Raw genomic sequence first — 22,299 nt, 5'->3', positions numbered from 1 at the left:
CGGTCTCCTTATGCCTTAATGTCAATGTTGGGTCTGCCGTCGAATATCTGATTGAAATCCTCAGGGGGTACATATTCAGGGTCTGCGCTTTTGGGAATGTAAAGAGGTCCGCCGACATATTTTATGATGACCTTTGGCCGCTCTACAACCTTTAGCTCCAAATCTGGCGGTAGGAAGCTGGTGTTGATGTTGCTCACAGGCGGCAGATTGCTGACCTGACTCACATCAAAATTAATCTGAAGGTTTTCCAATCCAGAGGATTGCTTTGGAGACGACCGCAGCGCCTGAGGGAGAAAGCTTACAATATTGTCAATTCCACGGTTCACATGATTGTAATTAAATGCGTCTGTTTTATAATTTCCCATTTGTACATGCATACTGAGACTACCGTCGCTGGAATACTGTGCGGTGGCGGTGTAGGAAAGATTGTACAAATCTACAGAGTTGTTGTATTCAAAGGTATCCACCGGTGTAATATCGATGGGGTTGCTTTGAATCGTCAGTCGATCCGCTTCCTGAGAAAATCGCAGATTCGCTGAATGATTTGAAGGATGAGCGGCCTTCTTTTCAACATATTCGATGGAGATAGGCACTGTTTCAATGGTTATCAATGGATCCATGCGAAATCACCTCCCGGTCAAGAATTTATATCTGCATGCCGAAGCATATATCAGCTCATAAAATCAAAAATGGATGGCTGTAAAATTTTTGTTCCCATCTGAAGCGCAGCATTATACGCAACCTGCTGGGATTTAAAGAGTATAATGGTGTGGGCAGGATCTGCGCCTTCCACTTTAAGCTGCCGTTCCTGCATATTCAAGGTCTGTGTCTCATATCGCTCTGTCATAAAGCTCAGGTAGGAAGTTTTAGCGCCAACTTCCGTGAGACTATATATAATTTCCTTCGTTGCGGTATCAAACTTCTCATAGAGTGCATTCACCTTATCATAAGTATAAGAACTTGACTCCAGCCCATCTGCGATTGAGCCCAGAAGATCATACAGATTATTGGGCACATCAACTCCGTTTATGGTTGTCATACCGCTGCCCACGATGTTGATTCCCGGCAAGGAATACTGAAAGACTGATCTGGGATCGGGTATCTTTCTAGGCGGTGTGTTCGTATCCTCTGGATCATCGATCAGCGTTAATCCCATGCCGATATCCACATACATAGAATCGTCCTTATAACCTTCCAATGTTGCCAGGTCGTTGGTGTCTTGGGTGCTCAGGGAAATACCGTTATACTCTAGCCTGCCGTCCGAGCCCACGGAGAAGGGTGCAGTATCCGTGTTTGTTCCGCCAAAGTAATAGGAGCCGGAGGAATTGGCATTCAGTGCCTGTAACAACTGATCCTGTATGTTTTTTAGCTCCGTAGCAATGATTTTTCTTTCATCTGCGCTGGCACTGCCTGTATTTGCAGCTCGAATCTTGTCCTTTGCTTCCAACATCAGATCTTCTATATTCATAAGCACCGATTCGCTGTTGGATAACGCAGACTGCGCATGGGCAATATTCGATTGGTAGCTTTCTACTTTGCTCATATCCGTTCGGAGCTGATAAGCCTTAACTGCCGCAGCGGTATTTTCTGAGGATTTGGAAAAAGCCCGACCAGACTCGATCATTGTGCTATACTTGTTCAGGTCTGAAGACATGGTATTCAGCGAACGAATATATCTTGTCGTAATCATTTTATTGGTAATGCGCATTTTGTTGCCCCCTTTTGGTCATTCTCTGTTAACGGCCTACGAGACCCATCTCATTAATAATTTTATCGACGGCTTCATCCAGTACGTTGAAGTACCTGGCGGCCGCATTATAGGATTTTTGAAAAGCCATCAGCTGGATTCCTTCTTCATCGAGATTGACTCCGGAGATAGATTCTCTGGTTGCATACAAATTGTTCAGCACGGTAGAAGAAGTATCGGCGAAGTTTTCATGAAGCTCTACGTCCAAGGAGAGTTCGCCGATGACGCCTACTACAAACTCATGGATCGTGCCTCCGAACATCACTTCTGAACTTGGATTCGAGGGATCACGGTAGAATTTCATGTCGGCATTCAGCGCGTTAATCATTCGCGTTATATTATCTCCTTCACCGCCGGTGCCACCGGTATTGGTGTTGGTTGTTGTCGTGATAAATGCTGCATCTTTCAGCCATTCGTCTGATATTGCAATATTCCCGGCTGTAATGGAGGAAGAACCGTCCGAAGCAGAGAAAAGAGGTTTTGCAGTGCCGCTGGAATCGGCGTTCAAATCGTTGAGCAGCTTGGCGAAATTGGATGCAAAAGTGTTCATGGAGCTTTCATAGTATAGGGTTCCGCGGAAGCTGTTCTCTGTTGAGCCGGAACTGGTGTCCGCATAGGTTCCGTTGCCGTTGATCAAGTTCAGATATCCATTGATGGAGCCGCCGCCTGAAAAATAGTTGGTTACATTTCCATAGTAGCCTCCAAAGCTGCTGCTGATATTGATCTCCATCTGATTTGTCGTTTCATTCAACTTAGCGGATAATGTATTATAGGAACCATTTTGCACAATACCGAGAGATTTTCCGGTACTGGTATCGTAAATGGATATGTTCAAATTTTCTATCGTAAGGTCTTCGGAGACCTTTTCCGGTGTGGTAGTTACCTTTATATTCGCCATTCCAGAAAGCTTGTCGATCAGTATATTTCTTTGATCATACAATTCGTTTGGTGTATTTCCATGTACAAGCTCGTTCCTGATTTGAGTGTTAAGATCAGCGATGCCCTTAACGGTTGCATTAAAATCTGTATCTATGACAACCTTGGAAAGATCGTGAATCTGTTGATTCCGTACTTCGTTAATCTGATTTGAGTAAACGTTCAAAATCTGAGTTACTTTTTGTGCCGCTGTTCTGACCACAAGAGCCAGATCCTTGCTGCTGGGGCTTCCTGAAAACGTCTGCAACTGCTTGATAAAATCTGAGAGTTGCTTTTGGAGTTTTTCTGTGGATGCTTCATCAATGACATTCTCAAGATCAGATAATCCGGCAAGAAGCGTATCATATTGAGAGGTTTCTGCATTTTGAAGACGAAAACGAGCATCAAGGAAAGGATCTCTGATCTGGCTGATTCCGCTCACCACAACACCAAGGCCGGTATTTGTGTTAGGTGTATTATATCTTTGTACAAACCCGCTGTTGGAAAAAGAACTCTGATCAACCCGCTGCCGCGTGTAACCGTCGGTGTTCATGTTTGCGATATTGTTGCCTGTAACATCAATGTTGGCCTGGCTTGCAGCCATTGCTCTGCTGGCCGTCTGAAAGGCTAAAAATGTAGGTCTCATAATCGTATCCCCTTTTGCTATATTTTCTTCTCAAAAGCCTTTGGAAACAAAGTGCCGTGAATTTCGGCAGCACTTCTGTTGTAGGTAGTATTGTCCTTTGGGAGTTCCTGCCTGGAAAGAACCTTGTCGATGGTATAAAGCTTGCTTTGCAGGAGCATTCTGCATTTGTCCTTATAATAATTGACTTCTGCCATGGTCAGATCAAATTCCCCGAGCAGACCAAAGAAGCGAAGACCTTCTTCCTTTGGAAGCTGACCTGCCATATCGGAAAGATTCTTTGCCTTAATTCCAAGGGCATCGAGATAGTCTGCTACCTGTCTGTCAAAGTTCTTTGTCTGAAGGAGTAAGGCTTGCTGTGATTTTAGACTCTCATCCAGACGTTCAACTTCATCCTTCATGATGGCATCCAGTTCGTCCTTTAGGATCGGGACTGCATTTTGATAGATCTTAAGAATTCCGCAGAGGTATTCGTAAAACTTGTCTAGGACACGGTTGTATTCATTCTTATCAGCCATTATAACCTCCCGGCTTTCCATGTTCATTCTTTGAGAATCGCATCTGCTATGAGATTGGCAGGTACGTCGTAAGTGCCGTTCTCAACCGATTTTTTTAATTCGCTGATGCGGCCTGCCGATGTGCTTACAGATACATCGTAAAGGATTGCGGATTTTGCGACAGACAATCGTTTGTCTTCAAAGGAACCGCTGTGGCTGCTGGATATCTCTGCACTGTCAACCTTGTTCTTAAGAGAATACTTCTTGTTTTCTTCAGTGCTGATATTTCTTGCGGGATCATTGCTGTAGTCCGGTATCTGCTGCGGCTGAATGGATTTGCTTTTGTTTACAAATGAGATTTCCATCAATATAACCTCCCTTCAACTGTGGATTTTATTGTTAATCGTAGAATCATTACGTTCGGTCTTGAATCATCTTGATTATTATATCGGCAAATCAAAAAAAAACCTTAATAAAAATTCTGAAAAAACGCAGGACTACATAAAAAAAATAATTTATGGAATTAATTTACTGGAAAAATTGATTCTAAGTCAAAATAATACAGGATTCGACAAAAATTAAATTTAAAAACAAATAAAAGGAAATATCCAGCCCAGGAAAGGCAGCGGAATTCGACTTTGACTTGAAAAAAATCATGTTAGAATCTTCCTGCCCGCGGTATAAAAAAGTAATTGTCTAAACGTGCAAATTGTAGTAAAATCATGTACGAAGCATACTATATTATACGACGCAGCACAACAAATTTCGACAGTCACAAAATGCAGATGTTTATGGTATGCGTTTCAAAGAGAAAACGATGAAAGGGTGGGCATATGATCGGAGATTCAGCAGTATCTGCAATCCTGCAGAAGGCCTTAGACGGCACTTGGCAGAAGCAGAGAGCCATCGCAAACAATATCGCAAATCATGAAACCCCCGGATACAAAGCGGTAAAGGTGTCCTTTGAAGCAAATCTGGACAAAGAAATTCAGAAGCTTGGCAAGAGCATCGCAGAAACAAAAAGTATCCCAAAGAACCTGGAAGCGATCAAGAATTCAGAGATAAGCGTTTTTTCTGACAATACGACTACAGAGCGCGCTGACGGAAACAATGTAAATCTCGAACTTGAAAACATTGAGATGGCAAAAGCGCAGATCCAATATCAATATTTGACGCGAAGCATGACCGATATGTTTTCAAGAATGAGATATGCGATCAGTGAAGGCAGGAAATAGGAAGGGAAGAGGTTTCAATGGATTTTTTAAGCTCACTTAACATTTCGGGTTCTGGACTGACGGCGCAGAAAATGCGCATGGATGTGATTTCTCAAAACATTGCGAATTCGGAAGTAACCAGAACAGAAAGCGGCGCACCATACCGTAGAAAGATGGTTGTTCTCAGCAGCATGGCTGGAAATACCAGCAGTTTTAAAAGCGCATTTGAAAAGGCTTCTGCTGCAAAGACTGGCGGCGTACAAGTGGCTGGCATTGTTGAAGATCAGTCGGCATTGGTTCCTGTTTATGATCCTGGTCATCCCGATGCCAACGAAGAGGGCTACGTGATGCTTCCAAATGTGAACAGAGCGCAGGAAATGATCGACATGCTCGGTGCAAGCAGGGCATATGAGGCAAATGTTACTGCATTCAATGCAACCAAAGCAATGGCGCTGAAGGCGCTCGAAATTGGCAGGTAATGGCCCAAAGGAAATGGCGGCCGACAGGAAAAGAAATCAGCTTGCAAAAAAATTAAAGTCGTTATGATGTGTAAAAATGTTAAAAAGATGTGTGTAGATGTGTGTAGATGTGTAAAGATGTGTAAAGATGTGTGTAGATTTTAGCCGGTAAAGCAGTAAAAATTGTGTAGATTTTATTGTGTGTAGATATTTAGTGTAATAAAAGAGGTAGAGATGTGTTTATAATTCCAATGAGTTCTAACATTAATACCAATGGTATTAATTCTTTAAGTCCAAGTTCTGACAAATCGACAAACGCCTCCGGAGAAAGCTCCGGCCTCGGCTTTAAAGAGATTTTCCAGGATGTCGTCAAAAATGTAGAAGAGACGGAAGCAGCTACAAAGATGGATGCATATAATCTATCCATTGGGAACGTGGATGATTTACATACCACGATTATTAATGCTGCAAAAGCTGACGTCGCTCTGCAGACTATGGTTCAACTTAGAAATAAGTTTCTTGAAGCACATTCCGAAATTATGAGGATCAATTTATAAAAAGGAACGGTATCTCCGTGCCTTTGAAACGCGCAGACGTAAAAAGTCTTTTGATTTTTTGCTGGTGTGTTATAATTGCGGAATTTTTGTTCTTATTACCATTACCGATAGTCAAATTTTAACAGATGGAAGATTAAAATATGAATGAGCAAATAAGGAAAGCCTTGGAACCCTTGAGCCAATTTTGGGGTGGTACCTCTACATTGGTGAAGCGGATTATAATAGGCGGAGTGATAATTGCAGTAATTGTCGCTCTGGCTTTTAGTATCCTATTAAATCAAAAGGACTATGTCGTTATATTTGAACAATTGTCAGAAACCGAGACTTCTGAAATCCTCTCCAAGCTTAGTGAGATGAAAGTCGATGCGAAAGTGGACGGATCCGGAGCAATCATGGTTCTGAAAGAGGAGGAATCGCAGGTTCGAATGAACCTGGCGACTGCAGGATATCCAAAGAGCGGGCTGAGCTATTATCTGATCGAACAGAATAGCGGGATGCTGACAACGGATTACGAGCGCAAGCTGTATATGAATCTTCAGCTTCAGGAACGAATCGCAGCCAGTATCAGAACCCTTGAAGGAGTAAAGGATGCAGTGGTAACTATTACCATACCCGAGGATGAGGTGTTCTACCTTCAGGAAAAGGAAAAGCCCTCAGCATCCGTTGTGATCCATATGAAAGACGGGAACCCGCTGAAAGAAAGCCAAATTCTCGGAATTCGTAATCTGATCGCCAAAGCAGTTAATGGTCTTACTCCTGAAAATATCGCTTTAACCGATAGCTTGGGAAATGATTTATTGGGAGACGTTACGGGGAATAACCCGGAGCTCTCAAAGATCAATATAACAAGAGAGATCGAAAACGATATTAAAAAGAAAATAACTGCGGTTCTTCTCGGACCTTATAGAGGGGAACAGTTTAAGGTTTCCGTGACAGCTACTGTTGACACAGATGCTTTGGTCACTGAGTCCACTACATATCTTCCTTCCCCGGATGGAAATAACTCCGGTGTGATCAACGAAGAAACAAGAAGTGATGAATCGTCAACTTCTGCGCAGGGAAGCGGTGGAGTCGCAGGAACCGGTTCCAATTCGGAGATACCGACCTATCCTGCCGGCGGATCTACTGGCGAAAGTTCATCCACAAGTACAAGCGAAAATATAAAATATCAGGTCAGCCAGACCAAATCTCAAAGCCAGAAATCGGGAGCAAGTATTGAGAGCATTTCAATTGGTATCGCAATTGATAAGTCCTCTTTCGATCCCGGTGAGCGGGAAAGCATCGTACAGCTGGTTGCTTACGCGGCAGGTGTTGCGCCTGAAAGTGTGTCGGTGCAGAATTTCCAATTCTATTCGGAAGACACATTGCCGGGGCTGCCTCCTGAGGAAGGCGGAATCAACAGAGCGGTTCTCTTTGGTGGAATTGCAGCCGGAGTACTTGTTCTGGCAGCGCTCATTGCGTTCCTGGTATTGAGCAGACGAAGAAAGACAGCAGCGGAGGAGGCTATGGCAATGGCAACAGCAGAAGATCTTGAAGCTGGCGAAGCTCTGAACTCTATATTTGGGGCTGTTGAACATGATCCGATCAAGCCGATCGTACCGATTCAGGATGGAAAGATAACGGAGATTAAGGAATTTGCCAAGAGCAATCCTGAGATTGCGGCACAGATGATCCGTTCCTGGCTCCGTAATGAAGAATAGAGGGTGAAGCAATGATAGGTATGTCTGATTCTTTGACATCTAAGCAAAAAGCAGCTCAGGTTATAATTGCTTTGGGGGCTGATATTGCGTCAAGTATTTACAAGCATCTTCAGGAAGAAGAAATTGAAAAGCTGACCTATGAAATTACCCGACAGGAAAGTGTCCGGCCTGAATTTTCTGATCAGGCCATGGATGAGTTTTATGGACTGTGCGTGGCACAGAAGGTCTACCTGGAGGGCGGTCTTGCCTACGCGAGAAACGTTCTGGAGAAGGCCTTCGGTATTCAGCAGGGTACCGTGCTGCTTGAGCGAGTCACAAAAACGCTGCGGACAAAAGCTTTTGAATTTATTCGGAAGGCCGATTATAAAAATTTGATGAACATGATCGTCAACGAGCATCCACAGACGATTGCTTTGATTCTGTCCTATGCAAGGGCGGATCAGGCATCTTCCATCATTGCCGAGCTGCCTAAGAATATCCGTGTAGATGTTGTTGAGCGTATCGCAAGGATGGACAGGACCTCTCCGGAGGTAATCAAGCAGGTAGAAGCAATACTGGAACGAAAATTCGAGTCTGTCATATCTGTGGACCTGCTGGAGGTTGGCGGCATCAATTACATAGCGGAGATCATGAACAATATCGACCGCGGAACAGAAAAATTCATCTTCGACGAGCTCAGCAGAAACGATCCCAAACTTTCAGAAGAGATCAGAAAGCGGATGTTCGTATTCGAAGACATCATTATACTGGATCCTCTCGCAATTCAAAGGTTCCTCAGAGAGGTGGATACAAAGGAAATGTCTGTTGCGCTTAAGGGCGCCAATAAGGACGTTGCAAATGTGATCTTTGAAAACATGTCACAGCGTATGGGGGAAACCGTACGCAGTGAAATGGATTATCTCCATAACGTAAGAGTCAGAGATGTTGAAGAAGCACAGCAGAAAATTGTAGCGATCATAAGAAGGCTGGAAGAAGAAGGAGAGATCATCATAGCCAAGGGCGGAAAGGATGATATCATTGTCTAGTATCGTAAAAGCCAAATTGCTGACCTACATACCAAAAAGCAATGATTATTCTGTAGACAATTTCGCTTATTCTGCCAATTCGCCAAGTGTCTCAAATTCGGGCAGTGCTGAGAGCATTGCAGCAAATACCGAAATGGCATCAGGCGATATGGGTATGATTGAGAGGCAGGAAGCCATCTTAAACCAAGCTATAAAAAAGTCTCAGCACATCGAAAATGAGGCTCAGAGAAAAGCGGATTCTATCATGGAAAACGCTATGAGAAACAGTCGTGAGATCATGAGCGAGGCTGAGAAAAAAGGCTATGAAGAGGGCTATCTTCGCGGACTTGTGGATGGGGCAAGTGCCTCCGAACAGGCGGCAGGAGAAGGACTTGATGAACTTGCACGATTGATTCAATGCTTTAAAGATGAGCAGAGAGAGACTCTAAAAAGGCAAGAGCATGAGATGATCGAGATTGCATTTGAGTTGGCCAAAAAGATCATGAAACATCATGTGCAGGCTGATGAAACTGCCGTTACCAGAATGCTGGAGGAAATCATCCAAGAGAATGAGGGAAGTATGAAAATTCTTCTTTCCGAATACCAGAGAAGCTTAGGCTTTAGAATTGATAAATCAGTCGCTCAGAAGCTGAAAAAGCTCGCCGGAGAAACCAAGGTTGTCATCATCAAGGAAGAAGATCTGATGATGAGTGAAAATGAAGGCGGTATCGTGGACATGAGCGTGCCGGTGCAGCTGGAACAATTGAAAAAAGCGGTAGAACGATGAATTCAAAAAAATATTGCAGCCTAATACGAAATGCAGATTCCTATTGCTATTATGGAAAAATAGATAAGGTCATTGGAATGATGATTGAATCTAACGGCCCTGAATGCAAAGTGGGAGACCTCTGCAAAATTTATGGGCACGGCAGTAAGAAATATATCAGTGCCGAAGTAGTCGGGTTTAGAGGAAATAAAGTGTTGCTCATGCCCTATGAGGAACCGGAAGGAATCAGCTCCGGAAATCTGGTCGAAGCGACCCACTCATCTCTTAAAATTGACATGTCGGAGAAACTGATTGGGAGAGTCATCAGCGCCATGGGGGAACCCATTGATGGAGGAGAACCCATTGCCTGCAATACACGATATGAGGTGCAAAGCATTAGCTCCAACCCTTTGTCCAGGCCAAGAATCCAGGATGTTTTGGAATTTGGAGTGAAGGCGATCGACGGACTTCTCACCATAGGCAAAGGCCAGAGAATGGGCATCTTTGCAGGCAGCGGTGTTGGGAAAAGTACTCTGATGGGGATGATTGCCCGTAATGTAAAGGCTGACGTCAACGTTATCGCACTTGTCGGAGAAAGAGGCAGGGAAGTCAGAGAATTCCTGGAAAGAGATTTGGGACCAGAGGGTCTTGCCCGATCGGTTCTTGTGGTGGCCACTTCGGATCAGCCGCCTATGCAGAGAATGAAATGTGCTATGGTCGCGACGACAATTGCAGAATACTTCAAAGATCAAGGCAAGGATGTACTGCTGATGATGGACTCACTGACGAGATTTGCTATGGCACAAAGAGAAATCGGACTTGCCACAGGAGAACCTCCGGTTGCAAGAGGATACACACCCTCGATTTATTCCATGATGCCGAAGCTGCTGGAACGAACCGGGAATTTTGAGAAAGGCTCTATCACAGGTGTTTACACCGTTCTTGTAGAAGGGGACGATGTGAATGAGCCCATTGCGGATACGGTAAGAGGTATTATTGATGGGCACATTGTATTGTCAAGAAAAATTGCCATGAGAAACCATTATCCGGCAATTGATATTTTAGGCAGTGTCAGCAGGCTGATGAACGATATTGCCGAGAAGGATCAGCTGGAAACTGCGGGCATACTGAGAAATCTAATGTCAGTTTACGATACAAACTACGATCTGGTCAGCATCGGAGCTTATAAAAGCGGAAGCAACAGAGCGCTGGATGAAGCCCTGACGAAAATAGATAAAATTAACGGTTTTCTAATGCAAAAGGTTGATGAGAAAATTCCTTTCAGCCAGAGTGTTGATATGATGAAGGCAGCGATCACATGAAGAAATTCGAATTTCATTTAGAAAAATTGCTATCGTATAAAGGGCAGATGCTGGACAGCGAGATGATGACGCTGGCTGTACTCAACAGTCAGCTTTCCGAAGCACAGAATAAACTATTTCTTCTGCAGACGGAGCAAGTTCAATGCCAGACTGACTATGAAAGCAAAATGCTGGAGAAAACCACTCCTGCTACCTGCAGGATGTACATCTATTACGGCGAGCATTTAAAAGAACAGATCGTGCTGGCCAAACGGCTGGTAGAGAATATCTCTCATCAGATTGAGAAACAAATTGAGAACATCAAAAAACTTAAGCTGGAAACGAAATCTCTGGAGACCTTGAAGAGCACACGGCTCGATGAGTACAACAAAGAAGGTGCAAAAGCAGAAGAACTGCAGCTGGAAGAGTTTGTAACCACCGCCGGTATTCTGAGAAAAACGGTCTAGGAGCTTCGTTCTCATAAATCAATTTCCATGGAACGTTACGAGTCGTTGATTCGTGACTTCCGGACCAAAGCCTATTAGCGGCTCGAAAGAACCAGCCAGATCGTTGAAAGGAGGTGAGAGAATGAATACGACAAATATTCCGTTGACGGCATGGAATTCCATGGGCATCAGCAGCGGTACTGCCGGAACCATGCAGCAGAGCAGCATCGGTGGGGCAAGCCCTGATGGCTCCGTCTTTCAGCAGATGATTGCCCAGCTAACCGCAATGAACAATCAGAGTGGAGGATCAATCCAAGGAAACCTGTTGGCCACAGAAAACAGCGGTGCTTCCGGTAAAACTGGCGCTTTGATGGAACTGTTTTTTTCTGGGGAAAGCGCAGGTACTGCTGGAATTTTACAAGGGGAAGGGCAGTCTGAATTAAAGGAAGAAAACAGCGAACTGGAAATCTTACTGGCGCTGATGTCAGGGTTGCCTGCAGCAGCGTTGCCTGCCAATTCAGAGCATACTGACAGTAAAGAGGGAACACAGGCAGCTGGATTATCGTTGCTAAATGGTGATGAACCGCTTTCTGAAATGATCCCTGCAAGTCGGAGTAACTTACTTGGGAGTTTGGAGTTTGGACAAGGACAGGGGCAAGGACAAGGCGTTGATTTTCGGGCAGGAGCATTGTATGCTCAGACTGCAGAAGCTGGAGAGACTGTGAATACCTTGAATCAGACAGCGAAAAGCAGTGAGGGCGTTTCTATGGCCGCCGGAGAATTGATCTCTGCGGTATCAGGATCAGCAGAAAATAAAACCGGACGAAATGGTGTTCCTATCCTAATGAAGGATGGTGCCCCCGTTGAAGAAAGTGCGGGACTGGTCAATTTGCAGGATAGTGGGGAAACAGAAGCTTTTGATCTTTCTTCATTGAAAAGAGATGAGCAGAAAACCGAAAGCTTAGGTCCCGGAATGACAGCAGCAGATGATATCGCAGCTGTTAACCCAAGCAGAGACGGAAAAAATGTCCAAGCAGATGAGCTGAAAAGTGATGGAGCAGTTCAAACTTCCTCAGCACAAGAATATCTAAACACAATCCATTATACCGATCCTGTCAAAGAAAGCGGGATACTGAATCAAAGCGTACAGACATCAGGAAAAGCAGAGCAGTACAGCCAGATCAGTGATGAGATTCTATCCAGACTGGAACAGAAAAATTCAAATGAATTCAGAATGCAGCTGCAGCCTGAGGATTTGGGACAAATCGATATCAAACTGAAGCTTAGTGAAGGCAGATTGACCATCGACATTATGGCAGCAAATGCAAAGACTCAAACACTTTTGACAGGTCAGGTAGATAAGCTGATCGCAAGTATGGGTCTACAGAATGTGCAAGTGGAAAGTGTTCATGTGAGCCAGCAGATGAATCAACAGAGCAACGGCGGACAAAGTCAATGGCAGAGTATGAACTTCGGAATGGACTTTTCCCAACAGCGAAACCAGGAACAGCTGCACAAAGAGACGCATAGCGAAGGCAGCTTGACCGGTTCCAGCCGAACTTCGCAAACCGAAGTACAGGAGACGATCCCGGCTATGATTCAGAACTTGAGGCAGGTTAACCTGCACAGATTAAACTATTCGGTATAGAAAGGAGAAAAACAATGTCAGTTAGTTCTGTAAATAATTACTGGACAGCAGGTGTAGCAGTAGCTGGAGAAAATGGTAAAGATGCCAGCAAAAATACTTTGGATATGAATGATTTCTTCTCGCTGATGGTTGCCCAGATGTCGAACCAGGATATGTACAACACGATGGATGATACACAGTTTATCGCACAGATGGCTCAGTTTTCCATGGTGCAGGCATTATCGGATCTGAGCACGCTGACAACAACCAATTACAGTGTCAACCTCATCGGTAAAGAAGTTGCTCTTGCTGCGTATAATGACGACGGTACCGTCAGTACCATAAATGGAATTGTTGAAGGTGTGACACTTTATAACGGAAGTGCGCAGATCGTGGTCGACGGAAAAAATTACGGTCTCAGCAGTGTAATGGCAGTAAGAGAACCGAATATTATCATACCGGACCCTGATGTCAAGACGCCTGAGGACACCACCGACCCGGAAGACACTTCAGACACAGAGTCAACGGATACAACGGAAGGCGGCGGAGATGTCTAATGAAATTTTAGGCGGTCGCTATAACTTAACGGATTCCATCATTCGCCAGACCCAAAGACTTAACAGTGATCCAACGGGAAAAGCGAAAGAAGCGGGCACTAATGCCGGTGGAAGATCATTTCAGGAAATCCTGAATGAACAGCTTAAAGAGGGACTGTCCTTTTCCAAACATGCGAATCAAAGGACGGAAGAAAGAAATATAACCATCACGGAGAGTGATATGAGCCGTCTTGCGGATGCTTGTGACAGAGCACAGCAAAAAGGCATCAAGGATGCGCTCATCGTGATGAACGATTCGGCCTTTATTGTAAACGCAACCAATAAAGTGGTTATCACAGTAGTTGATAAAAATGAAATGAAAAGCAACGTATTCACCAATATTGACGGCGCCCTGTTCGTATAGCCGGACCTTGAAACAGGAAGCTATTGAGCTTTGAACGACAGATAAGCTCGCGGGCGCAGAAAGGATTTTAAATGTTAGGATCAATGTATTCTGCAGTTTCAGGACTGTCAGCACATCAGACAAAAATGAACGTCATCGGTAATAACATCGCCAACGTAAACACCTATGGTTTTAAAGCAAGCCGTGTGACCTTCTCCGATGTGTTTTACCAGACAATTAACGGAGCTTCCGCTCCTACCACAAATGGGGGAGGAACCAACCCCACACAGCTGGGTTACGGTGCGAAAGTCAGCTCTATTGACGTAATTAATACCCGTGCAGGAAGCGCAACCACAGACCGTGCACTGGACGTATATATCAACGGCGACGGTTATCTGCCTGTTAAAACAGGAGATGGCGTAGTCAAGTATACAAGAGTCGGCGTTTTGAGCTTTGACCTGGCAGGAAATCTGGTAGATCGAAACGGAAACCAGGTTCTGGGCTTCCGTTTAGACGAAACCACCAAGAATGCACAGCTGAATTCTGACGGCACCTCAAATGTACAGAATCTTGTAGGAATCAAAGTAGATCCCTCCGAATTGGATAAATATACAGGTATTGCAATTGGTCAAAACGGCGAAGTTACCGCTATTAAAGAGGGTGACCCCACGCTGACCCTTGGATCCGGAACCAGCTGGGTAAAAACATCCAGCTTAAATTCCTCATCCCTTTACAAAGGCAGCGTAACGATTTCATCTGCTACACCGTCTGCTAACGTTAAATTGATGCAGGGGAAGTACACTGACGGTACGGCATTTACAGGAACGATCAGTTTTCCAGCAGGTGCAGACATTCAGGGACCAGTAACAATTGGGTACGATGGCACAGACGTTGTATTAAGTTATAAAGATAAAAGTGGTGCTTCCAAGACCATTACCGGTACTGAAGGAACGCCAGGCGATGGAGATTATACTTTTTCAGTACCTGACATTTCAGGAGGAACCGCTACTGTTGCAGTTGAAGTTGACGCAACTGGAGCCGATGGTGTTAAACTTCCTGCTACTGGTACACTTACCCTTGGTACAGTAGTTCCTGACAGCGTTGCAGTAACCCTTACCACAACCAATAAAGCAGGTACTCCGGTTACCATAAACGGGACTGTCACATTAAACGGCGATACGGCTACTTTGACGGCAGGTGACATTACCCTTGAGCTTGATTCAGCAGCCTTTGGATCACTGGACTTTGATGATCTCAAAGATACCGTTCTCGGTACGGCAGGGCCTGGAGCAGGTAAGCCGGAAAAGATCGCGCATATCGCAGCGGTTAAGTTTACAAACCCTGACGGTCTTTCTCAGGACGGCGAAAGCTATTATGTGGAAACCACCAACTCCGGAGAAGCGGTAGCAACCACTCCAGGAAGCGGCGGAACAGGTAACTTCCTTGCTGGTTCTTTGGAAATGTCAAACGTTGACCTCTCACGAGAGTTTACTGAAATGATCATTACGCAGAGAGGCTTCCAGGCAAATACAAGAATGATCACCGTATCTGACGAAATGTTGTCAGAGCTGGTCAATATGAAGCGTTAATAAAGTAAAAGCAGTTCCCGGTTAAGCGGGAGGCAACCCCCGCTTAACTGGAATAACCATAATAAAAGAACAATACTGTATTCAGGAAACGCTGATTGAATTCAGTCATTGAATGGAATCAATCAGCGCTTCCCTAAAAAAGGAGCGAGAGATTAATCATGATTAAGCTTACCAAATTGAACAAGAACAACAATGAAACATTCATCTTGAACTGCGAGCTTATTGAGACCATTGAGGAGCGGCCTGATACTACCATCCGTCTTGTCAACGGCAAACATTTTGTTGTGGCGGAAAGCTCCGCTGAAGTGATCTCAAAAGTTGTAACCTTTAAAAGGAGCATCTACAGCAGATAAACCAAACCAACAAGGAGTAATTATAAATGGAATTCAGCGTTCTGATAGGCTATATCGCAATTATACTTGCACTGGTTTTCGGCATTGTTTTTACCGACGACGGCATCAGTTTTGCCCTCATTCAAAATTTTATCAACGGACAGAGCATATTCATCACTCTTGGAGGAACCTGTTTTGCATTGCTGGCAGCCTTTCCGTTCAAAACTTTCAAAAACGTGCCGAAGCATTTTAGACTGATCTTTGGCAGGGATCAAAAGGATCCCTATGAATACATAGAAATTATAACGGACCTCTCCAGAGAGGCAAGAAAAAAGGGTTTGCTGTCTTTAGAAGAAAAAGCACTGACCTTCGAGGATGAATTTCTAAAGGAGAGCGTACTGCTTATTGTAGACGCAATTGATTCCGATAAGCTTAAAATTTGGTTTGACCAAAAAATGGCTAATATAGACCGGAGGACTGAGGAAGAACTTAAATTTTACCAGATGGGAGCGGCTTTGGCTCCAGCCTTTGGTATGATTGGTACCCTCATTGGTCTTGTTAATATGCTAAAGGCCATGAATTTAGACGGAGGACCTGAGGTTCTGGGAGAAAATATGTCTGTAGCACTGATTACTACGTTCTACGGCTCCTTAATGGCGAATTGTTTATTTATCCCAATGGCTAACAAAATTGAAATGGCATACGACAGAGAGAGACTTTACAAAGAGTTGATCATAGAAGGGGTAATTTCAATAAAGGAAGGTGAGAACCCTAAATTTATACATGAAAAGCTATTAAATTTCCTGGAAGAGAATGAAAAAGCGCCAAGTTCAGACGGCGAGCGAAAAGGGCTCTTCAAAAGAAAGAGCAATGAATAAGTGAAAAGTGCAGATCAGAAATGATCAATCAGAAACTCGGTGCTTATTGGAAAATTACAAGGAAGTTGATAAATGATGGACAGGAAACGAAGAAGTAATAAAGTTAATAAAGATGCATGGCTCAATACCTACGCAGATATGATCACCCTTATCCTGGTATTTTTCATCCTTCTTTATTCGATGTCCACCATCGATCAGGAGAAATACCGGATGCTGGTGGAAGCTTTTACCGCTGATCCTGCAACGCTGGAGCAGATTCGACAGATGAACACGGATAATGACAACCAAGGGGGATCATCAGATAGCGAAGAGCAGAATGAGGCTCAGCAGGATGCTCAGAGCGAAAGTGAAAAAATAGATGACCTGAATAAGCTGTATGATTATCTCAAGGCTTATGTGAATGAAAATAACCTTCAAGATTCGGTTCAGATAGAAAAGGGAAAAAATCTAGTCTATGTCAGGTTTATGTCCTCATTATTCTTTGAGGCAGACCGGGCTGTTCTGAGGCCTGGTGGGACAGAAATCCTTGATTATGTAGGCAAAGCGCTTGGTGAAGTAGAACCCTATATCAAATTTATCCGCATCGACGGACATACCGCAGAAGCGGCGCCTGGCACAAGTACGGTGGACAATAGAGGATTATCCACAGACAGAGCAAATGAGGTACTAAGATATTTGGAAACCCGCTACGTCCATGAGCCTGCGAAGATGATGGCAGTGGGATATGGATACTACCGGCCTGTTGCGCCCAACGACTCTGAAGAGAACAGGGCAAAGAACAGGAGAGTTGAGATCCTCATCGCGCAGCAAGATACGCTTCAGGATGAGCTTGATAAAATTTACAGTCTTGATTACGGTACAAGTACAGGACAGGACAACGAGTAGGAGATAGCATTATGAGTGAAATTCTTTCCCAAAGTCAGATTGACAGCTTGCTGAGCAGTTTGACGAGCGGTACGAAGGAAATGGAACCTCCGGAGCAAAATGCGGGGAAAAAGGTGAAAGATTATGACTTTAGAAGCCCGAAGCTTTTTACACGGGAACAACTAAAGTTGTTATACAGCATTTATGAAAACTATGCCAGAATCCTATCCTCACATATCACCGGTATTCTGCAGACCTATACCCTTGTAGAAATCATAGAGGTAGAGGAACAGCAATATTATGAGTTCAATAATGCATTGCCAGACTCAGTGCTGATCGGCACCATCGATTTTTCTCTGAAGGAAGATCACAATGAAGAAGATCTGGTGCTAATGGATATTTCGAAAGACATCGGTTTTTGCTGTATCGACAGGCTGCTTGGGGGTTCAGGAAAACCCTTAGAGGCAGATCGTGAGTACACGGAAATCGAAATCGGCATCCTCGAGCATCTGATGCGTGGCATGGTAAATCTTATGAAAAATGTCTGGGTTGATTATTTGGAGGTAGCACCCAGGATGATCAAGGTTGAAACAAATGCCAGGATTCTCCAGGGAATCAGCGCAGATGAAAACGTCGTAATTGTGGTAATGAATTTTATGCTCAATGAGACACAGGGAAAAATGAATATCTGCATCCCTGCAACGACTCTGGAAACCATGTTCCGAATGAAGAATGCACTAGGCAAAAAGAGAGAACGAAGAGATCAACTGCTGGAGGCTCAAAGAAAAAAAGATATCCTCAGCGAAATCAGTCAGTCAGAGCTGGAGATCACAGCGATTCTGGGTACGATTGAGGTTATGTCAAGAGATTTGATCGATCTGGAAGTCGGAGACATCATTAAATTGAACAAACCTGAAAACTCCATGGTGGATCTGGCTGTGGGAGAGACCGTATGGTTCCGGGGAGAGATGGGTTCTTACAACAAGAAGAGGGCCATCGCTATCAAGGAGCCGATTAAGAGAGGAAGTGACCATATCAGATGACAAATGACAATGAAATTTACAAGCTGACACCGATGGAGATCGATGTCATCGGTGAAGTAATGAATATCAGTATGGGCGCGGGCGCTACGGCGATGTCCACCATACTGGACAGAAAGGTCAATATTACAACGCCGCGGATAGAAACCCTGGGAATTGAGGAATTTGAATTTTCTTATCTGGAGCCAGTGATAGGAGTTCTGATAAAGTATGTCGAGGGTATCGACGGAACCAATGTCCTGCTGCTGAGAGAGGAGGATCTGAAGAAGATTCTCGGAAATCTTCTTTCCATGGATCCCGCAGAGATGGTAGAGCTTGATGAAATTGGACTGAGCGCCGTTTCGGAGATCATGAATCAGATGATGGGTTCAGCCGCCAGCGCACTGGCATCCTTTTTAGGGCAGATCATCAACATCTCTCCGCCAGAGATTTTGGATACGACAGAAAATGTTAAAACAATCTTCTCTCTGACAGGAGATTCACTTGTAAGCATCAAATTTAATCTCAGTATTGATGGATTGGTGGACAGCGAATTTATCAGCGCTATGGATCCGCAGCTGGCGAAAAAAATAGTAAAGATGTCTCTTGGAGCCAGCGCGATGGAAGATGAAGCTGCGGATATTGAAGCAAGTGTTTCTGAGACAGGCCATGCAGATTCGTCCCAACCGGCGTCCGTTGCGCCTGCAGCAGCGCAGGCAGCACCAGCTCCGGCACCTGCAGCATATGCTGCTCAAAGCGCACACGTTCCCCAGGCACCGCCTGGACAGACCGCGCCCCAGGCACCTTACGCACCACAGCCATCCATGCAGCCGATGCAGGAGATGTCTTATCAGCAACCGATGTATTACGGAGAGCCGGCGGCGCAGCAGATGTATATGGATCCAAGAGTTGCTATGGTTGACCAGGCTCCCAAACAACAAGTTCAGGCAACCCCCTATAACTATAAACCGCTTGGGGTTGCACAAAAGGCTGCCGAACTCGGTATCGATGACAATAACCTTGAGCTGATTATGTCTGTTCCGGTTCAAATTACCGTAGAACTAGGGAAGACGAAAAAGAAGATCAAGGATATCGCAGAGCTTACCGTTGGGAATATTGTGGAGCTGAACAGGCAAGCCGGTGACCAGGTTGACGTAGTAGCCAACGGGCGCCTGATCGCAAAGGGAGACGTTGTCGTTGTAGACGATAACTACAGCGTAAGAATAACCGAAATCATCAAGGCGAAGGATACCAACGCCGAAGCAAATAAATAACAGATAATTAAAACAAGAGAGGTAAATGAAGATGGCAAAAATTTTGATAGTTGACGACGCAGCTTTTATGAGAATGATGGTAAAAGACAATCTCAAAAAGGCGGGATACACCGATTTTCTTGAAGCAGGAGACGGACAGGATGCGGTAACCAAATATACAGAAAACAATCCGGATATGGTTCTGCTGGATATCACCATGCCGGTTATGGATGGGATTCAGGCTCTTCAGGCGATCAAGCAAATCAATCCTCAGGCGAAAGTAGTCATGTGCTCCGCTATGGGTCAGGAAGGCATGGTTGTAGAAGCCATTAAACTGGGTGCACTGGACTTTATTGTAAAACCATTCAAACCGGAAAGGCTGATCCAGACGGTCAAAAACGTACTTGGATAATCCGTGGAGGCGTGAACTTTGATAGGAGATATTATTTCGATGCTGTTCGCCTTGATCGGCACAGTTTGCATCATACTTCTTACTTATTATGCCAGCAGATGGTATGCTAAGCGCATGGGCCCCATTGCGGGGGGAAGACATATCAAGGTAATTGACAGACTAGTGGTCAGTAAAACCGGTTCCCTTCTCATCGTGGAAATCAATGGAAGCCAGTACCTGATGGGGGTAAGCGACCAGAATGTACAGATTTTGATGCAGCTTGAGCAAAATATTTCGCTTGCGGATCATGAACGAGGAGAGGGTCTGAAAGGGCTGGTTGGTGCCGATGGCCTAAAAAGCTTTGCCGATATTCTCAAGAAATGGAAAGGTGTTGACTAGCTATGGAATTCATCATCAACGGACAGGGCTCCGATGTGGTTAAAATGATCATCATCATGACGATGATCAGCCTCGCGCCCTTTTTATTGTTAATGATGACCTGCTTTACCAGAATCATCATCGTATTTTCCTTCTTAAGAAATGCACTGGGTCTTCAGCAGACTCCGCCAAATCAGGTATTGATTGGCCTTGCTCTGTTTATCACCTTTTTTATCATGCAGCCGGTGCTGTCACAGGTTAATGAGACTGCGCTTCAGCCATATAATGATGGTTTGATCGAAACACAAGAGTTTCTAGACAGAGCCGCCGTTCCAATGAAGGAATTTATGCTAAAACAGACCACAAGCACCGAAGTACAGCTTTTTAAAAACCTATCTGCCAACGAGGAAATTTCTGCACTGGAGGGAACTGATCTGCCGCTGCATATTGTCGTGCCGGCATTTATGACCAGCGAACTCAAGCGGGCTTTTCTAATCGGCTTCCTGCTGTTCATCCCATTTCTGGTCATCGATCTGATCGTAGCCAGTACACTGATGTCCATGGGAATGATCATGCTCCCGCCGGTTATGATAGCACTTCCTTTTAAGGTGATGCTCTTCGTGGTGGTAGATGGTTGGGGTCTCCTGATTAAAACCCTTGTAATGACGTATAACTGAGGAAGGGAGCAACGAAATGAATACGATACAATTAACAGAAATATTCAGAGATGCCGTCTTAACCGGTTTCAAGGTCGCAGCTCCAATCCTAATTGTAAGCATATTGGTAGGCCTGTTTATTTCGATCATACAGGCAGCGACTTCCATTAATGAACAGACCATGACCTTTGTACCGAAGCTGATTGTCATTGCACTGATTTTAGTGGTTTTCGGAGGATGGATGCTTCAGCAGATGGTAGACCTGGTAAACCGGATCTTTGAGTTCATTGGCACATCCATATAGCTAAGAACACGATGATAATTCCGCAAGGGATGCGTATGGGGGACTGGGTTGTTAAGTGATTTAAATAGCTTTTATATCTTTTTGTTTACTAGCTGCAGAATGGCTGGCGTAATCTTCTTTAACCCGATTTTTGGGAGGAGAAATATTCCGACCATGGTGAAAATCGGCTTGGCCCTGGGAATTTCACTGAATGCATCCTACGGGATGCTGGATCTCCAGGTTGCTGATTACACAATCATCGATATGCTGCTTACAATAACCAAGGAATTAGCAGTGGGTTTGGCATTGGGGTTTGCTGTTCAGCTCTTTCTCTCTATTTTTCATATCGGAGGAGAGCTCATCGACCTTCAGATGGGTGTCAGTATGGCGCAGATGTATGACCCCACCAGCAATTCACAGATTTCTATCAGCGGAAATCTGCTGACGATTATGTATACACTGTTGTTCTTTATTACCAACAGTCATATTAATCTTTTGGCCATTGCGATTAAATCCTTTCTGGTCGTGCCTATAGGCGTCGGCGGAATGAGCGGAAAGATCGGAGTCTATTTTGTAGAACTTTTTGGATATATATTGGTATATTCTCTTCAGCTGGCTTTGCCTGTTGTCGTTACTGAGATTTTGGTTGAGATGGCTGTGGGAATCCTGATGAGAGTCGTTCCCAATATTAACGTCTTTGTCGTAAATCTGCAGCTCAAACTGATCGTTGGTATGATCGTCATAATAACAATCATACCGGTATTGGTCCATTTCATGGGCAAGCTGAATATGATCATGCTGGAGCGGCTGGAAAAGGTTCTTTTATACTTTATGTAAAAGCG

General features: G+C 44.5%; 27 protein-coding genes. 22 read left to right on the top strand and 5 right to left on the bottom strand.

Annotation, left to right across the window (positions count from 1 at the left end; genetic code table 11):
• Positions 1–8 precede the first annotated feature (8 nt).
• Genes FRZ06_11790 through FRZ06_11770 form a run of 5 tightly spaced genes read right to left on the bottom strand, consistent with a single transcriptional unit; the run spans position 9 to position 4,167 of the window.
• The gene (locus FRZ06_11790; protein ID QOX63966.1) at positions 9–620 is read right to left on the bottom strand and encodes a hypothetical protein; all 612 of its coding nucleotides are present in this window, start codon (positions 618–620) and stop codon (positions 9–11) included.
• Between the two features lie 50 nt (positions 621–670).
• Positions 671–1,708: a flagellar hook-associated protein 3 gene (gene flgL, locus FRZ06_11785; protein QOX63965.1), complete on the bottom strand. Its 1,038-nt coding sequence runs from the start codon at positions 1,706–1,708 to the stop codon at positions 671–673.
• A gap of 28 nt (positions 1,709–1,736) precedes the next feature.
• Positions 1,737–3,308 carry a flagellar hook-associated protein FlgK gene (flgK, locus tag FRZ06_11780; protein QOX63964.1) on the bottom strand — a complete coding sequence of 524 codons (1,572 nt, stop codon included), beginning with the start codon at positions 3,306–3,308 and terminating at the stop codon, positions 1,737–1,739.
• A 17-nt stretch (positions 3,309–3,325) separates the two neighbouring features.
• Positions 3,326–3,850 carry a flagellar protein FlgN gene (locus FRZ06_11775; protein QOX63963.1) on the bottom strand — a complete coding sequence of 175 codons (525 nt, stop codon included), beginning with the start codon at positions 3,848–3,850 and terminating at the stop codon, positions 3,326–3,328.
• Complete coding sequence (locus tag FRZ06_11770; protein QOX63962.1) at positions 3,847–4,167, bottom strand: flagellar biosynthesis anti-sigma factor FlgM; 321 nt, start codon at positions 4,165–4,167, stop codon at positions 3,847–3,849. The genes FRZ06_11775 and FRZ06_11770 overlap by 4 nt, the downstream gene beginning before the upstream one ends.
• Positions 4,168–4,635: 468 nt before the next feature.
• Here FRZ06_11770 and flgB point away from each other — a divergent pair, with 468 nt between their 5' ends.
• The 22 genes from flgB (at position 4,636) to FRZ06_11660 (ending at position 22,294) form a co-directional block, all read left to right on the top strand.
• Entirely contained in the window at positions 4,636–5,037 is a 402-nt protein-coding gene (flgB, locus tag FRZ06_11765; GenBank protein QOX63961.1) for a flagellar basal body rod protein FlgB, read from the top strand.
• Positions 5,038–5,054: 17 nt separating this feature from the next.
• Positions 5,055–5,495 (top strand): flagellar basal body rod protein FlgC, encoded by a 441-nt coding sequence (flgC, locus tag FRZ06_11760; protein ID QOX63960.1) that lies wholly within the window; start codon positions 5,055–5,057, stop codon positions 5,493–5,495.
• Between the two features lie 215 nt (positions 5,496–5,710).
• Entirely contained in the window at positions 5,711–6,031 is a 321-nt protein-coding gene (locus FRZ06_11755) for a flagellar hook-basal body complex protein FliE (protein QOX63959.1), read from the top strand.
• A 140-nt stretch (positions 6,032–6,171) separates the two neighbouring features.
• Complete coding sequence (fliF, locus tag FRZ06_11750) at positions 6,172–7,731, top strand: flagellar M-ring protein FliF (GenBank protein QOX63958.1); 1,560 nt, start codon at positions 6,172–6,174, stop codon at positions 7,729–7,731.
• A 20-nt stretch (positions 7,732–7,751) separates the two neighbouring features.
• On the top strand, positions 7,752–8,756 hold the full coding sequence (fliG, locus tag FRZ06_11745) for a flagellar motor switch protein FliG (GenBank protein ID QOX65916.1): 1,005 nt from the start codon (positions 7,752–7,754) through the stop codon (positions 8,754–8,756).
• Positions 8,740–9,522, top strand: a complete 783-nt coding sequence (locus FRZ06_11740; GenBank protein ID QOX63957.1) for a hypothetical protein — start codon at positions 8,740–8,742, stop codon at positions 9,520–9,522. The genes fliG and FRZ06_11740 overlap by 17 nt, the downstream gene beginning before the upstream one ends.
• Positions 9,519–10,823 (top strand): flagellar protein export ATPase FliI, encoded by a 1,305-nt coding sequence (gene fliI / locus FRZ06_11735; protein QOX63956.1) that lies wholly within the window; start codon positions 9,519–9,521, stop codon positions 10,821–10,823. Before FRZ06_11740 ends, fliI begins: the two co-directional genes overlap by 4 nt.
• Entirely contained in the window at positions 10,820–11,269 is a 450-nt protein-coding gene (locus FRZ06_11730; protein QOX63955.1) for a hypothetical protein, read from the top strand. Before fliI ends, FRZ06_11730 begins: the two co-directional genes overlap by 4 nt.
• A 121-nt stretch (positions 11,270–11,390) precedes the next feature.
• The gene (locus tag FRZ06_11725) at positions 11,391–12,896 is read left to right on the top strand and encodes a flagellar hook-length control protein FliK (protein ID QOX63954.1); all 1,506 of its coding nucleotides are present in this window, start codon (positions 11,391–11,393) and stop codon (positions 12,894–12,896) included.
• A gap of 14 nt (positions 12,897–12,910) precedes the next feature.
• A complete protein-coding gene (locus FRZ06_11720; GenBank protein QOX63953.1) occupies positions 12,911–13,432 on the top strand; it encodes a hypothetical protein in 522 nt (173 codons plus the stop codon).
• Positions 13,344–13,835 (top strand): flagellar biosynthesis protein, encoded by a 492-nt coding sequence (locus FRZ06_11715; protein ID QOX63952.1) that lies wholly within the window; start codon positions 13,344–13,346, stop codon positions 13,833–13,835. The genes FRZ06_11720 and FRZ06_11715 overlap by 89 nt, the downstream gene beginning before the upstream one ends.
• A 71-nt stretch (positions 13,836–13,906) precedes the next feature.
• Positions 13,907–15,403: a flagellar hook-basal body complex protein gene (locus tag FRZ06_11710; GenBank protein ID QOX63951.1), complete on the top strand. Its 1,497-nt coding sequence runs from the start codon at positions 13,907–13,909 to the stop codon at positions 15,401–15,403.
• A gap of 158 nt (positions 15,404–15,561) precedes the next feature.
• A complete protein-coding gene (locus FRZ06_11705; protein QOX63950.1) occupies positions 15,562–15,756 on the top strand; it encodes a flagellar protein FlbD in 195 nt (64 codons plus the stop codon).
• 26 nt (positions 15,757–15,782) lie between these two features.
• On the top strand, positions 15,783–16,613 hold the full coding sequence (locus FRZ06_11700) for a motility protein A (GenBank protein QOX63949.1): 831 nt from the start codon (positions 15,783–15,785) through the stop codon (positions 16,611–16,613).
• Between the two features lie 72 nt (positions 16,614–16,685).
• Positions 16,686–17,498 (top strand): OmpA family protein, encoded by an 813-nt coding sequence (locus FRZ06_11695; protein ID QOX63948.1) that lies wholly within the window; start codon positions 16,686–16,688, stop codon positions 17,496–17,498.
• An 11-nt stretch (positions 17,499–17,509) separates the two neighbouring features.
• Positions 17,510–18,520, top strand: coding sequence for a flagellar motor switch protein FliM (locus FRZ06_11690; GenBank protein ID QOX63947.1), 1,011 nt, complete (start codon positions 17,510–17,512; stop codon positions 18,518–18,520).
• Positions 18,517–19,770, top strand: a complete 1,254-nt coding sequence (gene fliY, locus FRZ06_11685) for a flagellar motor switch phosphatase FliY (GenBank protein ID QOX63946.1) — start codon at positions 18,517–18,519, stop codon at positions 19,768–19,770. Before FRZ06_11690 ends, fliY begins: the two co-directional genes overlap by 4 nt.
• A 31-nt stretch (positions 19,771–19,801) precedes the next feature.
• The gene (locus FRZ06_11680; protein ID QOX63945.1) at positions 19,802–20,161 is read left to right on the top strand and encodes a response regulator; all 360 of its coding nucleotides are present in this window, start codon (positions 19,802–19,804) and stop codon (positions 20,159–20,161) included.
• An 18-nt stretch (positions 20,162–20,179) separates the two neighbouring features.
• The gene (locus tag FRZ06_11675; protein QOX63944.1) at positions 20,180–20,539 is read left to right on the top strand and encodes a flagellar biosynthetic protein FliO; all 360 of its coding nucleotides are present in this window, start codon (positions 20,180–20,182) and stop codon (positions 20,537–20,539) included.
• Positions 20,540–20,541: 2 nt separating this feature from the next.
• Entirely contained in the window at positions 20,542–21,195 is a 654-nt protein-coding gene (fliP, locus tag FRZ06_11670) for a flagellar type III secretion system pore protein FliP (protein ID QOX63943.1), read from the top strand.
• Positions 21,196–21,211: 16 nt separating this feature from the next.
• A complete protein-coding gene (gene fliQ, locus FRZ06_11665) occupies positions 21,212–21,478 on the top strand; it encodes a flagellar biosynthesis protein FliQ (GenBank protein QOX63942.1) in 267 nt (88 codons plus the stop codon).
• A 48-nt stretch (positions 21,479–21,526) separates the two neighbouring features.
• Positions 21,527–22,294: a flagellar biosynthetic protein FliR gene (locus tag FRZ06_11660; protein ID QOX63941.1), complete on the top strand. Its 768-nt coding sequence runs from the start codon at positions 21,527–21,529 to the stop codon at positions 22,292–22,294.
• Positions 22,295–22,299: the final 5 nt, after the last annotated feature.

It is taken from the genome of Clostridiales bacterium (genome assembly GCA_015243575.1).
In the GTDB taxonomy this organism is placed as follows: domain Bacteria; phylum Bacillota; class Clostridia; order Peptostreptococcales; family Anaerovoracaceae; genus Anoxybacterium; species Anoxybacterium hadale.
This window is presented reverse-complemented; position numbering and strand designations above follow the sequence as displayed.